16 protein-coding genes and 1 tRNA gene are annotated in these 18,156 nt (G+C 57.3%); 14 read left to right on the top strand and 3 right to left on the bottom strand.

What is annotated here, in order from left to right:
• Positions 1-9: 9 nt before the first annotated feature.
• Positions 10-1,119: a flagellar motor protein MotB gene (gene motB, locus QWJ10_RS03625; protein WP_289924384.1), complete on the top strand. Its 1,110-nt coding sequence runs from the start codon at positions 10-12 to the stop codon at positions 1,117-1,119.
• 23 nt (positions 1,120-1,142) lie between these two features.
• Here the strand turns inward: motB and rsgA are convergent, their stop codons facing one another.
• Positions 1,143-2,162, bottom strand: a complete 1,020-nt coding sequence (rsgA, locus tag QWJ10_RS03620) for a small ribosomal subunit biogenesis GTPase RsgA (protein WP_289924381.1) — start codon at positions 2,160-2,162, stop codon at positions 1,143-1,145.
• Between the two features lie 128 nt (positions 2,163-2,290).
• Here rsgA and QWJ10_RS03615 point away from each other — a divergent pair, with 128 nt between their 5' ends.
• Both QWJ10_RS03615 and orn read left to right on the top strand, forming a co-directional pair.
• A complete protein-coding gene (locus QWJ10_RS03615; RefSeq protein ID WP_289924380.1) occupies positions 2,291-3,061 on the top strand; it encodes a class I SAM-dependent methyltransferase in 771 nt (256 codons plus the stop codon).
• Positions 3,062-3,132: 71 nt separating this feature from the next.
• On the top strand, positions 3,133-3,675 hold the full coding sequence (orn, locus tag QWJ10_RS03610) for an oligoribonuclease (protein ID WP_010796914.1): 543 nt from the start codon (positions 3,133-3,135) through the stop codon (positions 3,673-3,675).
• Here orn and queG read toward each other — a convergent pair.
• Positions 3,672-4,736: a tRNA epoxyqueuosine(34) reductase QueG gene (gene queG / locus QWJ10_RS03605; protein ID WP_122043577.1), complete on the bottom strand. Its 1,065-nt coding sequence runs from the start codon at positions 4,734-4,736 to the stop codon at positions 3,672-3,674. The two genes, orn and queG, sit on opposite strands and share 4 nt — an antisense overlap.
• A gap of 58 nt (positions 4,737-4,794) precedes the next feature.
• Here queG and QWJ10_RS03600 point away from each other — a divergent pair, with 58 nt between their 5' ends.
• The 11 genes from QWJ10_RS03600 (at position 4,795) to QWJ10_RS03550 (ending at position 17,726) form a co-directional block, all read left to right on the top strand.
• Complete coding sequence (locus QWJ10_RS03600; protein WP_289924374.1) at positions 4,795-6,282, top strand: NAD(P)H-hydrate dehydratase; 1,488 nt, start codon at positions 4,795-4,797, stop codon at positions 6,280-6,282.
• Positions 6,270-6,758 (top strand): tRNA (adenosine(37)-N6)-threonylcarbamoyltransferase complex ATPase subunit type 1 TsaE, encoded by a 489-nt coding sequence (tsaE, locus tag QWJ10_RS03595; protein WP_125887321.1) that lies wholly within the window; start codon positions 6,270-6,272, stop codon positions 6,756-6,758. Before QWJ10_RS03600 ends, tsaE begins: the two co-directional genes overlap by 13 nt.
• A 5-nt stretch (positions 6,759-6,763) precedes the next feature.
• On the top strand, positions 6,764-8,041 hold the full coding sequence (locus QWJ10_RS03590; RefSeq protein WP_289924372.1) for an N-acetylmuramoyl-L-alanine amidase: 1,278 nt from the start codon (positions 6,764-6,766) through the stop codon (positions 8,039-8,041).
• A 122-nt stretch (positions 8,042-8,163) separates the two neighbouring features.
• Entirely contained in the window at positions 8,164-10,128 is a 1,965-nt protein-coding gene (gene mutL, locus QWJ10_RS03585; protein WP_289924370.1) for a DNA mismatch repair endonuclease MutL, read from the top strand.
• A 42-nt stretch (positions 10,129-10,170) separates the two neighbouring features.
• Complete coding sequence (gene miaA, locus QWJ10_RS03580) at positions 10,171-11,139, top strand: tRNA (adenosine(37)-N6)-dimethylallyltransferase MiaA (RefSeq protein ID WP_074823329.1); 969 nt, start codon at positions 10,171-10,173, stop codon at positions 11,137-11,139.
• A gap of 83 nt (positions 11,140-11,222) precedes the next feature.
• Positions 11,223-11,471 carry an RNA chaperone Hfq gene (gene hfq / locus QWJ10_RS03575; protein WP_026003896.1) on the top strand — a complete coding sequence of 83 codons (249 nt, stop codon included), beginning with the start codon at positions 11,223-11,225 and terminating at the stop codon, positions 11,469-11,471.
• A 13-nt stretch (positions 11,472-11,484) separates the two neighbouring features.
• Entirely contained in the window at positions 11,485-12,789 is a 1,305-nt protein-coding gene (hflX, locus tag QWJ10_RS03570; protein WP_289924365.1) for a ribosome rescue GTPase HflX, read from the top strand.
• A gap of 99 nt (positions 12,790-12,888) precedes the next feature.
• Positions 12,889-14,067 carry an FtsH protease activity modulator HflK gene (hflK, locus tag QWJ10_RS03565; protein ID WP_125887318.1) on the top strand — a complete coding sequence of 393 codons (1,179 nt, stop codon included), beginning with the start codon at positions 12,889-12,891 and terminating at the stop codon, positions 14,065-14,067.
• Positions 14,067-14,936, top strand: a complete 870-nt coding sequence (gene hflC / locus QWJ10_RS03560) for a protease modulator HflC (RefSeq protein ID WP_125887317.1) — start codon at positions 14,067-14,069, stop codon at positions 14,934-14,936. Before hflK ends, hflC begins: the two co-directional genes overlap by 1 nt.
• A gap of 261 nt (positions 14,937-15,197) precedes the next feature.
• Entirely contained in the window at positions 15,198-16,385 is a 1,188-nt protein-coding gene (locus QWJ10_RS03555) for an ATP phosphoribosyltransferase regulatory subunit (RefSeq protein WP_125887316.1), read from the top strand.
• Positions 16,386-16,433: 48 nt separating this feature from the next.
• Positions 16,434-17,726, top strand: a complete 1,293-nt coding sequence (locus QWJ10_RS03550) for an adenylosuccinate synthase (protein ID WP_010796926.1) — start codon at positions 16,434-16,436, stop codon at positions 17,724-17,726.
• Between the two features lie 144 nt (positions 17,727-17,870).
• Here QWJ10_RS03550 and QWJ10_RS03545 read toward each other — a convergent pair.
• Positions 17,871-17,957: transfer RNA gene (locus QWJ10_RS03545), tRNA-Leu, on the bottom strand.
• Between the last annotated feature and the right edge of the window lie 199 nt (positions 17,958-18,156).

Raw genomic sequence — 18,156 nt, 5'->3', positions numbered from 1 at the left:
TAAGCCGTCATGGATAACAACCAGCCCATTATCATAAAGCGCGTCAAGAAAGTTGAAGGCGGGCACCATGGCGGCGCCTGGAAGATTGCCTTCGCCGACTTCATGACAGCCCTAATGGCGTTCTTCCTGGTGATGTGGCTGTTGATTTCGACCACTCCCGAGCAGCGGATCGCCATTTCAGGCTACTTTCAGGACCCGATCGGGTTTACGGAAAGCGGAAGTCCTTATGTGATCGACCTTGGCGGTACGCCAACACCGTCTCCCAATCAGACGCTGAACCCGACGATGGAAAATGACCCCAAGACGCCGGATTCACCTGATAGCACTGATGAGGAGCAGATCGACCAGACTACCAAGCCGAGCCCAGCCGATGCGGGCGGCATTGATGCTCAGCAGGCCGAGAACATCGCGGAGAAGATCGACAAGGAGCGCTTGCAACTGCTCCTGCAGGAATTGCAGAACAAGATCAACGAGAACCCGGATCTGCAGCGTTTCAAGGACCAGATCCTGCTCGAGATCACTCAGGACGGCCTGCGTATCCAGATTGTCGATGCGGAAAATCGGCCAATGTTCGACTCGGGCAGTGCTGAGCTGAAGATGTACTTCGAGAATATCCTGCTGGCCATGGCGGATACGATCAAGGAAGTACCAAACAAGATCAGTGTGAGCGGCCATACCGATGCCAAGCCGTTCGTAGGAAAAGGTTATTACGGTAACTGGGAGTTGTCGGCTGCTCGTGCTAACGCAGCACGTCGGGCTCTGATAGCAGGTAGTTATCCTGAGGATCAGGTAGCACGTGTGGTGGGTTATGCCTCATCAGCGCTGTTCGACCGCAAGGACCCGCTCGATCCGGTCAACCGTCGTATCGACATTGTTGTTCTGACCAAGAAGGCTCAGAAAGCCATCGAGGGTGATAATGGCGGCCAAGCCGATACCCCGCCGGCCGCGACTCCGGACCAGGCTCCGGCAGGCAGCGACACGGGTGCCTCGACCGGTAGCCCCGGCAGCGTGAAGGCTACGAGTAATCTGGCCAACCCGCTCAAGGGCATCGACCTGAAGAAGGAAATCAACGCCTTCGACGACGGTGCTCTGCAAATGAGCCCGCCGCCTAAGCCCTAGCGGTAAAGAGGGTCTGCCCGGACCTAGTACTCAGGTTCGGGCAGGCTGGCGATAATGTGACGGTAACTGGCCATGCGTTGAGGGTGAATTCGACCCTCTTCCTGCGCCGCCAGAAAAGCACAGCCTGGCTCCCGGTCGTGCTTACAGTCACGGAAGCGGCAATGCCCGATAAGGTCGGCGAACTCGATAAAGCCGGCTTCCACATCCTGACGGCTTACATGACCCAGGCCGAACTCGCGGATACCGGGTGAGTCGATCAGATCGCCGCCGCCCGGGAAGTGGAACAGGCGGGCCGTGGTGGTCGTATGCGTTCCTTTGCCGGTTACCTCGGACAACGCCCCGACACGCGTGTCCACGCCCGGCAACAAGGCGTTCACCAGCGATGATTTGCCTACACCGGACTGCCCTACGAAAACACTGATGTGTCCATCGAGCGTCTCTTTCAGCTTGTCCAGGCTTAGGCCGTTCAACGCCGATACTTCGAGCAAGGGGTAGCCCAGGTTGTTGTAGATGCCCAGCAGGTTATCCATCCGCTCGGCATTACTTTCATCGATCAGATCAGCCTTGTTCAACAGTAGAATAGGCTGAATGCTGGCATGCTCGGCTGCGACCAGATAGCGGTCGATCAGGTTGCTGTGGGGCTCGGGAATCGGCGCAAATACAATGATCAATCGATCGACGTTGGCCGCAACCGGCTTCAGGACACCCCGCATGTCGGGACGGCACAGCTCCGAAATTCGAGGCAGTTGGGCGACGATAACGCCAATGCCCTGATTACCCGCCCGCCAGACTACCCGGTCTCCCGTCACCAGAGCTGGCAAGTTGGCGCGCAAGTGGCAGCGCTGGAGCTGGCCGTCTTCGCCCTCCACCTCTACCTGTACACCAAAGTGGGCAATGATCCGACCCGTCAACTCCGGGCCTAGGTCACCACCCTCAAGCTCTTCGATCAACCGGGACTCCCGGCGCTCGGCGCGAGCCGCACGTTCGGTCTGAATCTTTTCAATACGCCAGCTTTGCCGGCGAGTGAGGTGGCGTTTGGCCATTAAGTAGCTCGATAAACCTGAAGTAAAGATAAAGTCTAACAGGCGGTTCGCCTGCCGGGGCAGAGATCGTCCAGCGGTCGGATCTTAGCTAGACTGCACAGCATTATCCGCTGTTATGACTTGGCCATATGCTCGACACCTTACGCCGCCGATATCCCGCTATCCTTGCATTACTGGTGCAGGTGCTTGCACTGCTTATTACCTGGATTGTTCTACAGGTTGGTCTGGTTACGCTCCATTACCGCGCACCCTTGATCGGTGCGGCGTGCCTGCAAGGGGTCCTGGCCGCAGCGCTTGGGCAGTGGATGGGCCTGCACCGCTGGTGGCTCTTCATCAATCTGGCTTTCGTACCAGCCCTGGTTGCCTTCGCCGGTTATGCCATTCCCGGTTGGGTCTTTCTCGCAGGATTTTTCGTTATTCTGCTCTTGAACTGGAACAGCCTGACCGAACGGGTTCCGCTCTATCTGACCGGGCATGAGACACAGCGAAAGCTCAGTGAGCTGATAGCTGAACGATCAGACAAGGTATCTTTCATCGACCTGGGAAGCGGTCTGGCCGGAACGCTCGTCTATCTGTCGCGTTTACACCCTAAGAGCCATTTTACGGGTGTCGAGACCGCGCCGATGAGTTTTCTGCTCTCCTGGCTGCGCTGCCTACCGCGGCGTAACTGTCGGATTCGTTATCAGAGCCTCTGGAAAGTCGATCTGGCTGAATACGATGTCGTCTACTGTTTTCTCTCGCCCGCCCCGATGCCTAATCTATGGGAAAAAGCGCAGGCCGAAATGCGTCCGGGTGCGCTGTTTATCAGCAACACGTTCGAGATTCCGGGTGTGCCTCCCCGGCAGGTCATCGAGCTGAATGACTGGCGCCAGTCAAAAATTCTCATCTGGCAACGCTGACGGCGTGGCGCAAGGCCAGCCGAGCTGTATTTATTCCGCTAAACTGCCTGCATTGCTTAAGGAGTATTGCCATGCAGAATGACCAGAACCTGATCTGGATCGACCTCGAAATGACCGGCCTGGATCCGGATAACGATGTGATCATAGAAATGGCCACCATCGTGACGGACAGTGAGCTGAACACCTTGGCCGAAGGTCCGGTCATCGCGATTCATCAGCCGGACGAGATTCTGAACGGCATGGACGAGTGGAACACACGTCAGCACGGCCAGTCAGGCCTGACCCAGCGGGTCCGCGAAAGCACCATCAGCATGGCGGAGGCCGAGCGCCAGACCCTGGCCTTCCTCGAGCAGTGGGTGCCGGCGCGCAAGTCGCCCATTTGCGGAAACAGCATTTGCCAGGACCGCCGCTTTCTTTATCGGCACATGCCGCAGCTGGAAGCCTATTTCCACTATCGCAACCTGGATGTTTCAACCCTCAAGGAACTGGCGGCGCGATGGGCTCCTCATGTCCGTGATGGCGTAAAGAAGACCGGCAGTCATCTGGCGTTGGACGATATCCGTGACTCCATTGAGGAGCTGCGCTACTACCGCAAGCATTTCATCAAGGTCTAGGCATAGCCGTGACGACCCAGCGCCCACTCCACATGTTCACGTACAAGTGGGGATGGGTGTTGCTGGTGCACCTTCAATGCTTCGACCACCGGAATGCTGGTAGGCGCGTTGCCCAGCGCCACCGCCAGGTTGCGCAGCCAGCGCTCGTAGCCTGCCCGGCGCAAGGGCGAACCCTCCGTACGGCTTAGAAATTCGTCTTCCGTCCAACGAAATAGCGTCACCAGATCACTGTTGTCCAGGTTATGCCGTGGCTGGAAGTCCGGTTGCGCGGTGGGCTTGGCGAATCGGTTCCAGGGGCAGACAATCTGGCAGTCATCGCAGCCAAAGACCCGGTTGCCGATCAACGGGCGCAGTTCCTCGGGAATCGAGCCCTTGAACTCGATCGTCAGGTAGGAAATGCAGCGCCGCGCATCCAGTACATAGGGGGCAACAAACGCCTGTGTCGGACAGATATCCATGCAGGCGCTGCACCGGCCACAGTGATTGCTGGGATGAGGCTCATCGACAGGCAGGGGTAGGTCTGTAAAGAGTTCTCCCAGAAAGAAATAACTGCCTGCCTTGCGGTTGAGTACCAGCGTGTTCTTGCCGATCCAGCCCAGGCCGGCCTTTTCCGCCAGCGCCTTCTCAAGCACAGGGGCGCTGTCGACGAATGCACGGTAGCCGAACGGGCCAATCGTGGCTTGAATACGTTCGGCCAGCTGTTGCAGCCGTTTGCGGATCAGTTTGTGATAATCGCGGCCCAGGGCGTAGCGAGAGATATAGGCGTGTGCAGGGTCCGCCAGTCGCTTCGCCATGTCGGTATCGCCCGGCAGATAATCCATGCGAAGCGAAACGATCCGTAGCGTACCCGGCACCAGTTCGTCCGGGCGCGAACGTTTTTGCCCGTGTGCGGCCATATAGTCCATCTCGCCGTGATAGCCCGCGGCCAGCCAGCGCTCGAGGTACGCTTCGTGGTCGCCCAGCGCTACACCGGTAATGCCGGTCTGCTGAAAACCCAGCTCGCGACCCCATTCCTTGATGGAGGCTGCTAGCGTATCGAGATCGAGTGCGTAAGAAGACATGACGTGTTTAAGTTACTGACGAGAACCTATTTTGCCAGACCTTGGAGCTTGGTATCGCATGCACGACGAACTGCCGCTTTCCCTCTATAGCGCTGCGCAGGTACGAGCGCTCGACGCGCGTCTGATCGAATCGGGTACTTCCGGTTTCGAACTTATGCACCGTGCCGCGCGAGCCGCCTGGCGGTCCCTGCGTCAACGCTGGCCCGATGCGGGCGCACTGACTGTTTTTGCCGGGGGCGGTAACAATGGCGCAGACGGTTATCTAATCGCCTCGCTTGCTCAGCGGAGTGGCTGGCCGGTAAACGTGTATTACCTGAGCGACCCTGAAAAGCTCGAAGGCGATGCGGCCAAGGCATATATGGAGGCCAAGGGTACCGGTATCAACCCGGAGCCTTGGCGAGCGGGCGTAAAGCTGACAGGCGTTGTAGTGGACGCCATGCTGGGTACCGGCTTTTCCGGCGAGGTACGTGAACCGTATGCCAAGGCCATCGAGCAGATCAATAGCTGCGACCTTCCGGTCGTGGCTGTCGATATTCCCTCGGGGCTCAACGCTGATACAGGCTTTGTCAGGGATCAAGCCGTCAAAGCCAACCTTACCATTACCTTTATCGGTCTCAAGCTCGGGCTGTTGACAGGCAATGGGCCTGACTACTGCGGCAGTATCGAGTTTGCCGCCCTGGTTGAGGAACCCCAGAATCCTGCCGATGCCATGGCGCAACGCCTGGCGCCCCGTAATCTGCCCAAGCTTAAGCCGCGTAAGCGCAGCTCGCACAAGGGCAACTTCGGCCATGTGTTGGTCATCGGAGGGGACGAAGGCACTGGCGGCGCTGCGCTCATGACCTCCGAGGCAGCGCTCCGCTGCGGCGCCGGCATGATTTCCCTGGCTACGCGACCTTCGAATGTGGCGCCTGTGCTGGCACGTCGACCTGAAGTGATGGTGGCAGGTGTCGAGTCCGCGGGTAAAGTCATTGCCCTGGCAGAAAAAGCCGATGTCCTGGCCGTCGGGCCTGGTCTGGGGCAGGGCGCCTGGAGCCGCAGTGTGATCAGCGTGGCGGCGTCCCGAGAAGTACCTCAGGTATGGGATGCCGATGCGCTCAACCTGCTGGCCAGCCAGGCGGTCACCAAGCCCAGGGGCGAGTGGATCATGACCCCTCACCCAGGTGAGGCTGCGCGCTTGTTGCGCAGCGATATTGCCACGATTCAGAGTCGACGCCCGGCCGCAGCCCGAAAGCTGGCGGAGCACTATGGCGCAGTGGTGCTGCTCAAAGGGCTCGGGACCCTCATTGCTGCACCGGATGGCCGCATGGCGCTTTGTGGGCGTGGTCACCCGGCGATGTCTACCGGTGGCGCAGGTGATGTGCTCACAGGCATTATTGCTGCCTTACTGGCACAACACCTCTCGGCGTTCGATGCTGCCTGCCTGGGCGCCTGGCTACATGGCCGTGCAGGAGAGCTGCTGGGGCAGCATGGCCGAGGGCTGGCTGCCAGTGATTTACCTGATACCGTTCGTCAGCTTTTAGAGAGTTACAATCCATGTCTGCAGTAACGCCTTCGTGCGAGACGATAACCCTGTTCGCGCCTGACGAGGACGCCATGACAGCCCTGGGCAACACGATAGCCCTGGCCAGCGGCGGCCGTGGAACGCTTTATCTTCACGGAGACCTCGGAGCCGGCAAGACGACCTTGTCACGCGGCATCGTGCGGGGTCTAGGCCATACAGGTGCGGTCAAGAGCCCTACCTTTACGCTGGTCGAGCCGTACGAGATCGGTGAGATCCGGGTCTACCATTTCGATCTGTATCGTCTGGCTGATCCGGAAGAACTCGAGTTCATGGGAATCCGGGATTACTTCACCGGTGATGCCCTTTGTCTGATCGAATGGCCTGAACGGGGCATGGGGCTTTTGCCAAAGCCGGACCTGGACATTACCATTACGCCGCATGCGGGCGGCCGTAACGTGCAGTTGGTTTTTCAAGGCTCACATGGTGATGCCTGGCGTGCCGCCCTATCCACAGGAGTTTGATGCAAATGGGGTGGGGGAAGCGTGTACGCCTGGGATGGGCAACGTTGGGAGTCATTTTGTGTTGTCTGGCCAGCCAGGTGTTGGCGGCGTCAGATATCAAGGATATGCGTGTCTGGCGTGCGCCGGACAATACGCGCCTGGTATTCGATCTGTCAGGGCCGGTCAAAGCCAATGTCTTTACTCTGACGTCGCCCAACCGGATCGTCATTGATGTCAGCGGAGCCAAACTGGCGACCAAGCTCAACGAGGCTCGCCTGAAGGGTACACCGATTACCGGACTGCGCTCGGCCCAACGCTCAGTCGACGAGCTGCGCATGGTGCTCGATGTATCCCAGCAGGTTACGCCCAAGAGCTTTACGCTTGCGCCTAATCAGCAGTACGGAAATCGTCTGGTAGTCGATCTGTTCGATCAGGGCGCGGACCTGTCATCCGATATTCCCGCGACGCCTACGCCGGGTGAGCCATCTGCGCCGGTAACCCCTGCGCAGCCCAAGGTCACCGTGCCAGCTGGTCCCTCTGGCAAGCGCGACATCATTGTAGTGATCGACCCTGGTCATGGCGGTGAAGACCCTGGTGCAATTGCCAAGGGTGGCGGCCTTTATGAAAAGAACATCACGTTGGCCATCGGGCGAAAACTGCAAGCCCAGATTAACAGCATGAAGGGCTTCAAGGCCGAGCTGACCCGTACGGGTGACTATTACATCCCCTTGCGCAAGCGTACCGAGATAGCGCGTAAGAAAGGGGCTGATCTGTTTGTGTCCATTCATGCCGACGCAGCGCCCAACCGAACCGCCTCGGGTGTATCGGTATTTGCGCTTTCTCAGCGGGGCGCCACGTCTGAAACAGCGCGCTGGCTGGCAGATACTGAAAACAGCTCGGACCTTGTAGGCGGGGTGGGCAGTGCTCTGGACAACAAGGATCAGATGCTTGCCGGTGTTTTGCTGGATCTGTCCATGACCTCTACCATGTCCGCAAGTCTGGATGTCGGGCAGAAGGTTCTGGCCAACATCGGGCAACAGACCAAGCTCCTGCATAATCGCGTGGAGCAGGCTGCCTTCGTAGTGTTGAAATCGCCGGATATTCCTTCGATCCTGGTTGAAACCGGGTTCATCTCGAACCCGACCGAGTCCGTCAAGCTTGCAACGGCCTCACATCAGGAATTGCTGGCACGGCAGATCCGCAGCGGTATTTCCACGTACTTCCAGAAGAGTCCGCCGCCAGGTACATACCTGGCCTGGCTGCGTGACCAAAAAGCACAGCAAGTGGCAACCGGCTCGCGCTAAAATAGCGAGATGCCTACGCCATAGCGGTTCGAATCGGCCGGCTGCCACTGCCTCGGGCAGCGCGGCTGGTTTCGTTTTGGCACTGCTTTCCATTCGACTCTCAGACCAGCCTGGCTAATTCCATGACTGAACTTCGTCGTATTCAACTGCTCAGCCCACGTCTGGCTAACCAGATTGCCGCCGGCGAGGTGGTTGAGCGCCCGGCCTCGGTAGCCAAGGAACTGTTGGAAAACAGTCTGGATGCCGGGGCACGCCGTATCGACATTGATGTCGAGCAGGGCGGTGTCAAGCTGCTGCGAATCAGGGACGATGGTAGCGGTATTCCCTCTGACGACCTGCCTCTGGCGCTGGAGCGCCATGCGACCAGCAAGATCTATAACCTGGATGAACTTGAGCATGTCATCAGCCTGGGCTTTCGAGGAGAAGCGCTTGCCTCGATCAGCTCGGTCTCGCGCCTGACCCTTACATCACGCCACCAGGATGCCGATCAGGCGTGGCAGGTCGAGACCGAAGGGCGAGAAATGCACTCATCAGTCAAACCGGCCGCGCATCCGCAAGGCACCACGGTCGAAGTTCGCGACCTTTTCTTCAATACACCGGCGCGTCGTAAATTCCTGCGTTCGGAAAAAACTGAATTCGATCATCTGCAGGAAGTTATCAAGCGCCTGGCCCTGGCCCGCTTTGACGTGGGGTTCAATCTTCGCCACAACGGCAAGAGCATTCTAGCCCTGCGTGAGGCTACGGATGATCTTACTCAGGCCCGCCGTGTCGCGGCGGTCTGTGGACCGAATTTTCTGGAGCAGGCCCTGCCTATTCAGAATGAGCGCGGCGAGCTGCGCCTGTGGGGATGGGTTGGTATGCCGACCTTCTCTCGCAGCCAGGCGGACCTGCAGTACTTCTATGTGAACGGTCGCATGGTGCGCGACAAGCTGGTTGCGCATGCTATCCGTCAGGCCTACCGCGATGTCCTCTATAACGGGCGGCACCCTGCATTCGTGTTGTTTCTCGAACTCGACCCAGGCGTGGTGGATGTGAACGTACATCCCACCAAGCATGAAGTTCGGTTCCGGGATACGCGGATGGTGCATGATTTTCTTTACGGCACCTTGCACCGTGCGCTGGCCGATGTGCGTCCGGACGATCAGGTGACGGCACCGGCATCGGCTGTTACCGTGCCGCCTCGCGCCACAGGCTCCGCTGCAGGGGAATTTGGTCCCCAAGGTGAGATGAGCCTGGCGGCACATGCACTGGAAAGTAGCCAGCCTGCGCCTGCATCGTATCGCATCGAACCGGCCATGCCGGAAGCATCGCCACGGCCAGTTGCTGGCGGTGGTTCTGGTGGAAACTACGGCGGCTCCGGCAGCTATTCGCCCAAGCCGGCATACCCTACCCAGAGTGTGGCCGAGCTGCAGGGAGCCTACCAGACCTTTTTTGCTCCGTTGCCTTCTACAGTCAGTAGCACAGGAGCTGCGCCAGCTGCCTTGCCGGAAAGCCAGGGTGATATTCCTCCATTGGGCTATGCACTGGCTCAACTCAAGGGCATTTATATCCTGGCGGAAAATGCTCACGGTCTGGTGCTGGTCGACATGCACGCCGCCCATGAGCGTATTACCTATGAGCGTCTAAAGGTTGCCATGGCCAGCGAAGGCCTGCGTGGGCAGCCACTTCTGGTGCCTGAGTCATTGGCGGTCAGCGAGCGAGAGGCCGATTGTGCAGAAGAACATGCCCAATGGTTTTCCAGGCTGGGCTTTGAGCTGCAGCGGCTAGGACCGGAAACCCTTGCCATCCGGCAGATACCTGCGCTGCTGAAACAAGCCGAAGCAGGTGATCTGGTTCGAGATGTTCTAACAGATCTCTTAGAGTACGGTACGAGTGATCGTATCCAGGCGCATATCAACGAACTGCTGGGCACCATGGCCTGTCACGGCTCCGTCAGAGCCAACCGGCGTTTGACAGTGCCTGAAATGAACGCTTTGCTACGGGATATGGAGATCACCGAGCGAAGCGGCCAATGCAATCATGGTCGACCCACATGGACGCAGATGGGCCTTGATGATCTCGATAAATTATTCCTGCGTGGCAGGTAATCGACGTCGCATGACGCGGCGTCGACTTTCATGAGAGTTTCCATGTCTTTTCCACCTGCCATTTTTCTGATGGGACCTACAGCCTCCGGCAAGACCGATCTAGCCCTTGAGCTTGCCAAGGTTCTGCCATGCGACTTGATCAGTGTCGACTCGGCGCTGGTGTATCGCGAGATGGATATCGGTACGGCCAAGCCCTCGAAAGCACTTCTGGAGGCTTTTCCCCATCGTCTGATCGACATCCGCGAGCCCAGCGAGACCTATTCGGCAGCTGATTTCTGTGCCGATGCCCGTCAGGCAATGGCAGACATCACGGCGGCAGGGCGTATTCCTCTGCTGGTAGGCGGCACCATGCTGTATTTCAAGGCGCTCCTTGAGGGGTTAGCGGACATGCCCAGCGCCGATCCAACCATTCGTGCCGAAATCGAAGCCGTTGCGGCAGAGCAGGGGTGGGGTGAGGTTCATCGGCAACTGGCAGAGGTCGATCCTGAGTCAGCGGCGCGCATCCATCCCAATGACCCCCAGCGCCTGACCCGTGCACTGGAAGTGCATCGCGTCAGCGGAATGACGATGACCGAGCATCGGGAGCGTCAAAGACAAGGAAATGCAGATTCTGACGCGCCGTTTGTCGCACATTTCCCGTATACTGCCGTTCATCTGGCTATTGCTCCTCAAGAGCGTGCGCTATTGCATGCGCGAATAGCCCAGCGTTTCCGCCACATGCTGGAACAGGGCTTTGTCGATGAGGTCTCACGTCTACGGGCGAGAGGTGATTTGCAGCCTGAACTACCCTCCATGCGTGCCGTAGGCTACCGTCAAGTATGGGAGTATCTGGACGGCGGAATGAGTTACGACGAAATGACAGAGCGCGGCATTATCGCTACGCGTCAGCTGGCTAAACGGCAGCTTACCTGGCTACGCAGCTGGGGCCAGCTACAGTGGTTGGACAGTATGGCCCGTGACAATGTGTCGCGTGTCTTGAAAAGCCTTAAGGCGGTCTCCATATGCAGTTGAGTCTCAAGAAGAACCACGCCGGTGATGGCGAACCTTCTGACCTTGCAACAAACGAATCTTTTACCTTTGAGGAGAGCGGCACAATGTCAAAAGGGCATTCGCTACAAGACCCTTACCTGAATACTTTGCGTAAGGAACGCGTTCCAGTTTCCATTTACTTGGTCAATGGCATCAAGTTGCAAGGTCAGATCGAGTCCTTTGATCAGTTCGTCATCCTGCTGAAAAACACTGTCAGCCAGATGGTTTACAAGCACGCAATCTCAACGGTAGTTCCTAGTCGTCCTGTTCGTCTGCCTAGCAGTGATCAGCCGGCTGAACCCGGTAACATGTAAATAGGAGTCGCCTTTGTTCTTTGAACGCCCGGGTGGTGGTGAACGGGCCATTCTGGTCCATCTCGAAGGCCAAGATCCTGAATCCCGCGAGGATCCTCAGGAGTTCCAAGAACTTGCGCGCTCTGCTGGCGCTGACACGGTGGCGATGGTTACCGTGTCGCGACATCAGCCTTCTGCACGTTTTCTCATCGGTACCGGCAAGGTCGATGAACTCCATGACTTGGTGAAGGCCGATGAAGCCGAACTGGTCATCTTCAATCATACCCTTACGCCCAGTCAGGAGCGCAACCTTGAGCGTGCCCTGGAATGCCGTGTGCTTGATCGTACTGGGTTGATTCTCGATATCTTTGCCCAGCGTGCTCGAACCCATGAAGGTAAGCTTCAGGTCGAGCTGGCACAGCTTGAGCACATGAGTACTCGTCTGGTGCGTGGCTGGACCCACCTTGAGCGACAAAAAGGTGGTATCGGTCTTCGGGGGCCGGGCGAAACTCAGCTCGAGACGGACCGTCGTCTCTTGCGTGTTCGTATCCGTCAGATCAAGCAGCGCCTCGAGAAGGTGCGCAGTCAGCGTGAGCAGGCCCGAAGAGGGCGGCGGCGTGCCGAAGTTCCAGCGGTATCGCTTGTTGGCTATACCAACGCTGGCAAGTCCACATTATTCAACACCCTGACCTCTTCCGAGGTCTATGCAGCGAATCAATTGTTCGCGACGCTGGATCCTACATTGCGTCGTCTAGAGCTGGCTGACCTGGGACCGGTGGTACTGGCTGATACCGTGGGTTTCATCCGACATCTGCCACACAAGCTGGTCGAGGCGTTTCGCGCCACGCTGGAAGAATCAAGCAACGCGGATCTGCTACTGCATGTGATCGACTCTCACGAAGAGGATCGCATGCTGCAAATCGAGCAGGTGAACGTCGTGCTGGAAGAGATCGGTGCTAACGAGATTCCCATGCTGGAGGTCTATAACAAGATCGACCTGCTTGAGAATGTCGAGCCGCACATCCAGCGCGACGAGGAAACTGGTCGTCCGATCAGAGTTTGGGCTTCTGCTCGGGAAAACCGGGGCTTGGAACTGATTCGTCAAGCTGTGGCCGAATTGTTGGGCGACGACCTGTTCGTAGGTAAATTGCGGCTGACTCAGGCTATGGGACGTCTGCGTGCGCTATTGTTCAGTCAAGGGGCTGTGCAGGAAGAATCGCATGACGAAGAAGGGTATACGGTGTTGTCAGTACGTTTGCCTCGTGCAGAACTTAATCGTCTCGTCAGTCGTGAAGGTTTCAAGCCGGATGACTTCGTGGCGCAACATACTTTGCAATAAAGCCTTTATCGACGTTTTTGGTCCGGGTGCCCGGCATCCGGTAGCATTGGTCGGCGCGCCAACCGGCGCGTTTTCGCTTTAGTCAGTAGGGAGAGCGCTATGGCTTGGAACGAGCCGGGTGGCAACTCAAATAATCAAGACCCCTGGGGCGATCGCCGTGGCGGTGGTAATGGTAATGGTGGCGGCCGTCAAGGTCCACCGGACTTGGATGAAGCGCTTCGTAAGCTACAGAACAAGCTGAATCGCTTGTTTGGCGGTAAAAAGCGCCCGGATTCCAGCGGGGGTAACCGTCAGGGTGGTAGCAGTGCAGGGCTGATTCTCATCGGCTTGGCTTTGTTGCTGGGGCTGTGGATCTACAACGCTATCTATGTCGTTGATGAGCAGGAACAGGCTGTCGTGCTGCGTTTCGGGAAATATTACGAGACCGTAGGGCCGGGCCTGAACTTCTACTTCCCGCCTATGGATCGCAAGTACCAGGAGAACGTGACGCGTGAGCGTGCGTACAGCAAGCAGGGACAAATGCTGACTCAAGACGAGAACATCGTCGAAGTGCCGCTGACCGTGCAATACAAGATTACCGATCTGGAAGCCTTTGTGCTGAATGTGGACCAGCCGGAAATCAGCCTACAGCAGGCTACCGACAGTGCGCTGCGCCATGTAGCAGGCTCCACGACTATGGATCAGTTGCTGACCTCAGGGCGTGAGCAGGTGGCTGGCGAGGTGCGCGAGCGTCTTCAGCGCTTCCTGGACACCTATAAAACAGGCATCACCGTGACTCAGGTGAACATCCAGAGCGCCGCGGCACCTCGTGAGGTTCAGGAAGCCTTCGATGACGTGATCCGTGCACGTGAAGATGAGCAGCGCGAGCGCAATCAGGCTGAAGCCTATGCTAACGGTGTTATTCCTGAAGCGCGTGGTCAGGCTCAGCGGGTCATCGAAGATGCCAATGGTTATCGGGATGAAGTGATTGCACGGGCCCAGGGTGAAGCGGATCGCTTTAACAAGCTGGTGGCCGAATATGAGAAGTCGCCACAGGTAACCCGTGAGCGTTTGTACCTGGACTCCATGCAGGAAGTCCTGAGCCAGTCCAGCAAGGTATTGATAACCGCGCAGGGTGGGCAGAACAACATGCTCTATCTGCCCTTGGACAGAATGGTCCAGAATCGCCCGGCAAGTGCTAACGATTCGTCCTCTGCAGGTAATGGTTCGAACGATACTTCTCCAGCTGTAAGAAATCTGCCGCAGCTGCCTGAAGCGCGGACAAGGGAGAGCCGCTGATGAGTAACAAATCTATCGCTGCTCTAGTTGTGGTCGTTGTTCTGGGTCTGTTGGCCTGGAGCAGCCTGTTTGTGGTCCAGCAGACCGAGCGTGCTGTCATGCTGCGTTTCGGTCGCGTCGTGGATGCCGACCTTAAACCGGGCCTGCATTTCAAGATGCCCTTTATTAACAAGGTGCGTAAGTTTGATGCTCGCTTAATGACGCTGGACTCTCCAACGCAGCGCTTTCTGACGTTGGAGAAAAAGGCAGTCATGGTAGATGCCTATGCTAAATGGCGCGTCTTCAATGCTGAGCGTTTCTACACTGCTACCTCTGGCATGAAGCAGATTGCTGATGAGCGTTTGCTGCGTCGTCTGGAGGCGGGTCTTCGTGACCAGTTTGGTAAGCGCACCCTGCATGAAGTGGTTTCGGGTGAGCGTGATGCCATGGTGGCGGCGTTGACCGGCTCGCTCAACAAGATGGCTAATGCAGAGCTAGGCATTGAAGTCATCGATGTGCGTGTCAAGGCTATTGATCTGCCCAAGGAAGTCAGTCGTAGTGTTTACGAGCGTATGAGCACCGAGCGTGAGCGTGAAGCGCGTGAGCACCGTGCCAAGGGACGTGAGCTGGCTGAAGGTATTCGTGCCGATGCGGATCGTCAGCGTCGTGTCATCCTGGCGGAAGCCTATCGCGAAGCGGAGGAGACACGGGGCGATGGTGATGCCCGTGCTGCGTCCATCTATGCACAGGCGTACACGCGGAATCCGGAGTTTTACTCTTTTACGCGTAGCCTTCAGGCCTATCGCAACAGCTTCTCAAGCAAAAGCGATATTCTGGTCATGGATCCGAAGAACGAGTTCTTCAAATACTTGGGTGATCCAACCCCGTAAAAAGGTTGGCGGGCGCTCGTCGCCCGCCGCTGACCTTTCTGTATTTCGTGGTATCATGAGTCAGCCGGGAATATCCCGGCTTTTTTGCGTCTGCATGAACCATTGCATGGCGGCGAGGTTGTATCACGGGGATGGCTTAGGCGATCTACCGTCGCTGCGCGCTTTGCTCGCTACTGTACCGTGCTCTGTGCGGCAGGTTTTGCCTGCGCGTGCATAAGGTCTTCATGACAGGCTGCCGCTCGCATGATGGAGAAAGGCTAAATGGCAACGGTAGACCGCTGGCTGCTGCCTGACGGAATTGAAGAAATCCTGCCTCCCGAGGCTGCCAGCATCGAGATCGCGCGTCGACGGGTGTTGGAGTTGTTTCAACAGTGGGGATACGAATTTGTCGTAACGCCCCATGTCGAGTTTCTGGAGTCGTTGCTGACGGCGGCGGGCCAGGATCTGGAGCTGCGCACCTTCAAGGTAACCGATCCGCTGTCGGGGCGCCTGATGGGATTCCGCGCCGATATCACACCCCAGGTCGCTCGAATGGATGCCCATGCGTTGCATAGGGAAGGCCCGAGTCGCCTGTGCTATGCCGGCAGCGTCCTGCATTCCCGTCCGCGCGCGCTGTCTACGTCGCGCAGTCCGATTCAGATCGGGGCTGAGTTATATGGTGCCAAGGACACGGCCGGTGATCTTGAAATCATCAGCCTGATGCTGGGTGTGCTTGAACTGGCTCAGATCCCGGATGTGCACATGGACCTTGGACATGTCGGAATCTATCGTGGTTTGTGCGAAGCGGCGGGCCTATCCGGCGCAGCAGAAGAGGCGCTTTTCGATGCGCTGCAGCGCAAGGCGGTGGATGAAGTTATTACCCTGACCCAAGAGCTTCCTGCGCCTTATGGCGACATGTTGCGTAGCCTGGTTGAGCTGTGCGGTGGGCGTCAGGCCCTGGAGGCTGCGCGTCAGCGCCTGGCGGAAGCGCCGCCTGCCGTTATCTCTGCCCTGGAGGCGCTGTGCTCCCTGGCTGATACGTTAGCTCAACGGTTTCCAGATGTTCCGCTGTATTTTGATTTGGGCGAGCTGCGTGGATATCACTATCACACCGGCGTTGTTTTCGCGGCGTTTGTCCCAGGTAGCGGTCAGGCTATTGCTCAAGGGGGGCGCTACGACAATATTGGCGCGAATTTTGGCCGGGCACGCCCGGCAACAGGCTTTTCTACCGATCTGAAAACATTGGTTATGCTGGGTCAGGCGGAAATGACCGAGCCGCTAACAGGTATCTGGGCGCCTCATGGCGAGGATGCTCAGCTATGGAATGCGATTCGCCAGTTACGTTCAGGCGGTGAGCGCGTGGTGCAGGCGTTGCCTGGCCAGGCGGATTCGGATGCGCGCGAGTCGGGCTGTGACCGACAGCTGACGTGGCAGGATGGAAGTTGGCAGGTGGCGCCCCTGGCGTCGTGAGAGTTCGCCGGGTTAGCCGGCTCCAGAGATTCCTATAGGGGAAAGGTTATGGGTAAGAATGTCGTCGTCCTGGGCACCCAGTGGGGTGATGAGGGCAAAGGCAAAATTGTCGATCTGTTGACTGATCAGGCGGCAGCGGTTGTTCGTTACCAAGGTGGCCACAATGCTGGGCATACATTGGTTATCGATGGTGAAAAAACCATTCTGCGATTGATTCCGTCCGGTATTTTGCGTGCCGACACGCAGTGCCTGATCGGTAACGGCGTGGTGCTGGCGCCGGACGCCTTGTTCAAGGAAGTTGCCGAGCTTGAGGCGAGAGGCGTTCCGGTTCGTGAGCGACTGCGTATCAGTTCGGCCTGCCAATTGATTCTGCCTTATCACGTGGCGCTTGATCAGGCGCGCGAAAAGGCCCGAGGTGATGCCAAGATCGGAACGACCGGTCGTGGAATCGGCCCGGCTTATGAAGACAAGATTGCCCGTCGTGGCTTGCGCGTAGGTGATCTGTTCCATCCTGAGCGCTTCGCTCAAAAGCTGCGTGAAGTGCTGGAATATCATAACTTTGTGCTGCAGAACTTCTTCAACGAGCAGCCTGTTGATTTCCAGAAGACCTATGATGATGCAATGGAGCACGCCAAGGTACTCAAGCCGCTGATGCTGGATGTAGTGTCGCGTTTGCACGAGCTGCGTAGAGCCGGCGAGAACATCATGTTCGAAGGGGCTCAGGGTACGCTGCTGGATATCGATCACGGTACTTATCCATTTGTTACCAGTTCTAACACCACAGCAGGCGGTGTAGCGACGGGTTCTGGCGTAGGGCCTTTGTATCTGGATTACATCCTTGGAATCACCAAGGCCTATACCACGCGTGTAGGTTCCGGTCCGTTCCCAACGGAGCTGTTTGACGAGACGGGCGCTTATCTAGCCAAGAAAGGTCATGAGTTTGGTTCGGTAACAGGTCGTCCGCGTCGTTGTGGTTGGTTCGATGCGGTCATCCTGCGTCGCTCTATCGAGGTAAACAGCATTTCTGGTTTATGCCTGACCAAGCTGGATGTTCTCGATGGTCTGGAAACCGTGCGTATCTGTGTAGGTTATCGCAATGCCGAAGGTGAGCTGACCGAGGCGCCGACCGATGCTGACAGCTATATCGGTTTGGAGCCTATCTATGAGGAAATGCCAGGCTGGTCCGAGTCTACCGTAGGTGCTCGCAGCATGGATGAGCTGCCTGCAAATGCGCGTGCTTATATTGCGCGTATTCAAGAGCTGGTTGGCGCGCCTATCGATATTATCTCGACAGGCCCTGACCGCAACGAAACGATTACGCTTCGTCATCCGTTTGCCTGATCTGATCGGGTAGATAGAAGGGAGGGTCGCTTAGGCGGCCCTTTTTTATGGGCGCCAGTAAAAGCAACTGAGAAGGGGAGGGAATTAAAAAGCATAACCCCAGAAACGACAAAACCGAGCTATTTAGCTCGGTTGTCTGTAAAGTGGTGCCCAGGAGAAGACTCGAACTTCCACGGTGTTGCCACCGCTAGGACCTGAACCTAGTGCGTCTACCAATTCCGCCACCTGGGCACTCTGCGATATGCGATGATCTCATCGTATTTCGCGTTAGCAACGTTGTTGCCGTTGCTGTGGCGCGAACTATACGAGGCTTTTTTAAACCTGTAAACCCTTGAAGTGGAAAATTTTTATTATTTTTCGAAGACTAACCTTTAAGGCATTTTCGAGCTTCAATATATAGAGAGCTCTTAACCAGACAAAAGGTAACTCT

Origin of the sequence: Pseudomonas sp. WAC2, assembly GCF_030403525.1 — a bacterium.
GTDB lineage: Bacteria > Pseudomonadota > Gammaproteobacteria > Pseudomonadales > Pseudomonadaceae > Chryseomonas > Chryseomonas luteola.
The sequence above is the reverse complement of the archived record's forward strand: the minus strand, read 5'-3'. Positions and strand labels throughout refer to the sequence as shown.

What these genes read in the sequence shown, in the direction of transcription:
- motB (WP_289924384.1), top strand. Translation starts at nt 10, where the DNA reads ATGGATAACAACCAGCCCATTATCATAAAGCGCGTCAAGAAAGTTGAA.
- rsgA (WP_289924381.1), bottom strand. Translation starts at nt 2,162, where the DNA reads ATGGCCAAACGCCACCTCACTCGCCGGCAAAGCTGGCGTATTGAAAAG.
- QWJ10_RS03615 (WP_289924380.1), top strand. Translation starts at nt 2,291, where the DNA reads ATGCTCGACACCTTACGCCGCCGATATCCCGCTATCCTTGCATTACTG.
- orn (WP_010796914.1), top strand. Translation starts at nt 3,133, where the DNA reads ATGCAGAATGACCAGAACCTGATCTGGATCGACCTCGAAATGACCGGC.
- queG (WP_122043577.1), bottom strand. Translation starts at nt 4,736, where the DNA reads ATGTCTTCTTACGCACTCGATCTCGATACGCTAGCAGCCTCCATCAAG.
- QWJ10_RS03600 (WP_289924374.1), top strand. Translation starts at nt 4,795, where the DNA reads ATGCACGACGAACTGCCGCTTTCCCTCTATAGCGCTGCGCAGGTACGA.
- tsaE (WP_125887321.1), top strand. Translation starts at nt 6,270, where the DNA reads ATGTCTGCAGTAACGCCTTCGTGCGAGACGATAACCCTGTTCGCGCCT.
- QWJ10_RS03590 (WP_289924372.1), top strand. Translation starts at nt 6,764, where the DNA reads ATGGGGTGGGGGAAGCGTGTACGCCTGGGATGGGCAACGTTGGGAGTC.
- mutL (WP_289924370.1), top strand. Translation starts at nt 8,164, where the DNA reads ATGACTGAACTTCGTCGTATTCAACTGCTCAGCCCACGTCTGGCTAAC.
- miaA (WP_074823329.1), top strand. Translation starts at nt 10,171, where the DNA reads ATGTCTTTTCCACCTGCCATTTTTCTGATGGGACCTACAGCCTCCGGC.
- hfq (WP_026003896.1), top strand. Translation starts at nt 11,223, where the DNA reads ATGTCAAAAGGGCATTCGCTACAAGACCCTTACCTGAATACTTTGCGT.
- hflK (WP_125887318.1), top strand. Translation starts at nt 12,889, where the DNA reads ATGGCTTGGAACGAGCCGGGTGGCAACTCAAATAATCAAGACCCCTGG.
- hflC (WP_125887317.1), top strand. Translation starts at nt 14,067, where the DNA reads ATGAGTAACAAATCTATCGCTGCTCTAGTTGTGGTCGTTGTTCTGGGT.
- QWJ10_RS03555 (WP_125887316.1), top strand. Translation starts at nt 15,198, where the DNA reads ATGGCAACGGTAGACCGCTGGCTGCTGCCTGACGGAATTGAAGAAATC.
- QWJ10_RS03550 (WP_010796926.1), top strand. Translation starts at nt 16,434, where the DNA reads ATGGGTAAGAATGTCGTCGTCCTGGGCACCCAGTGGGGTGATGAGGGC.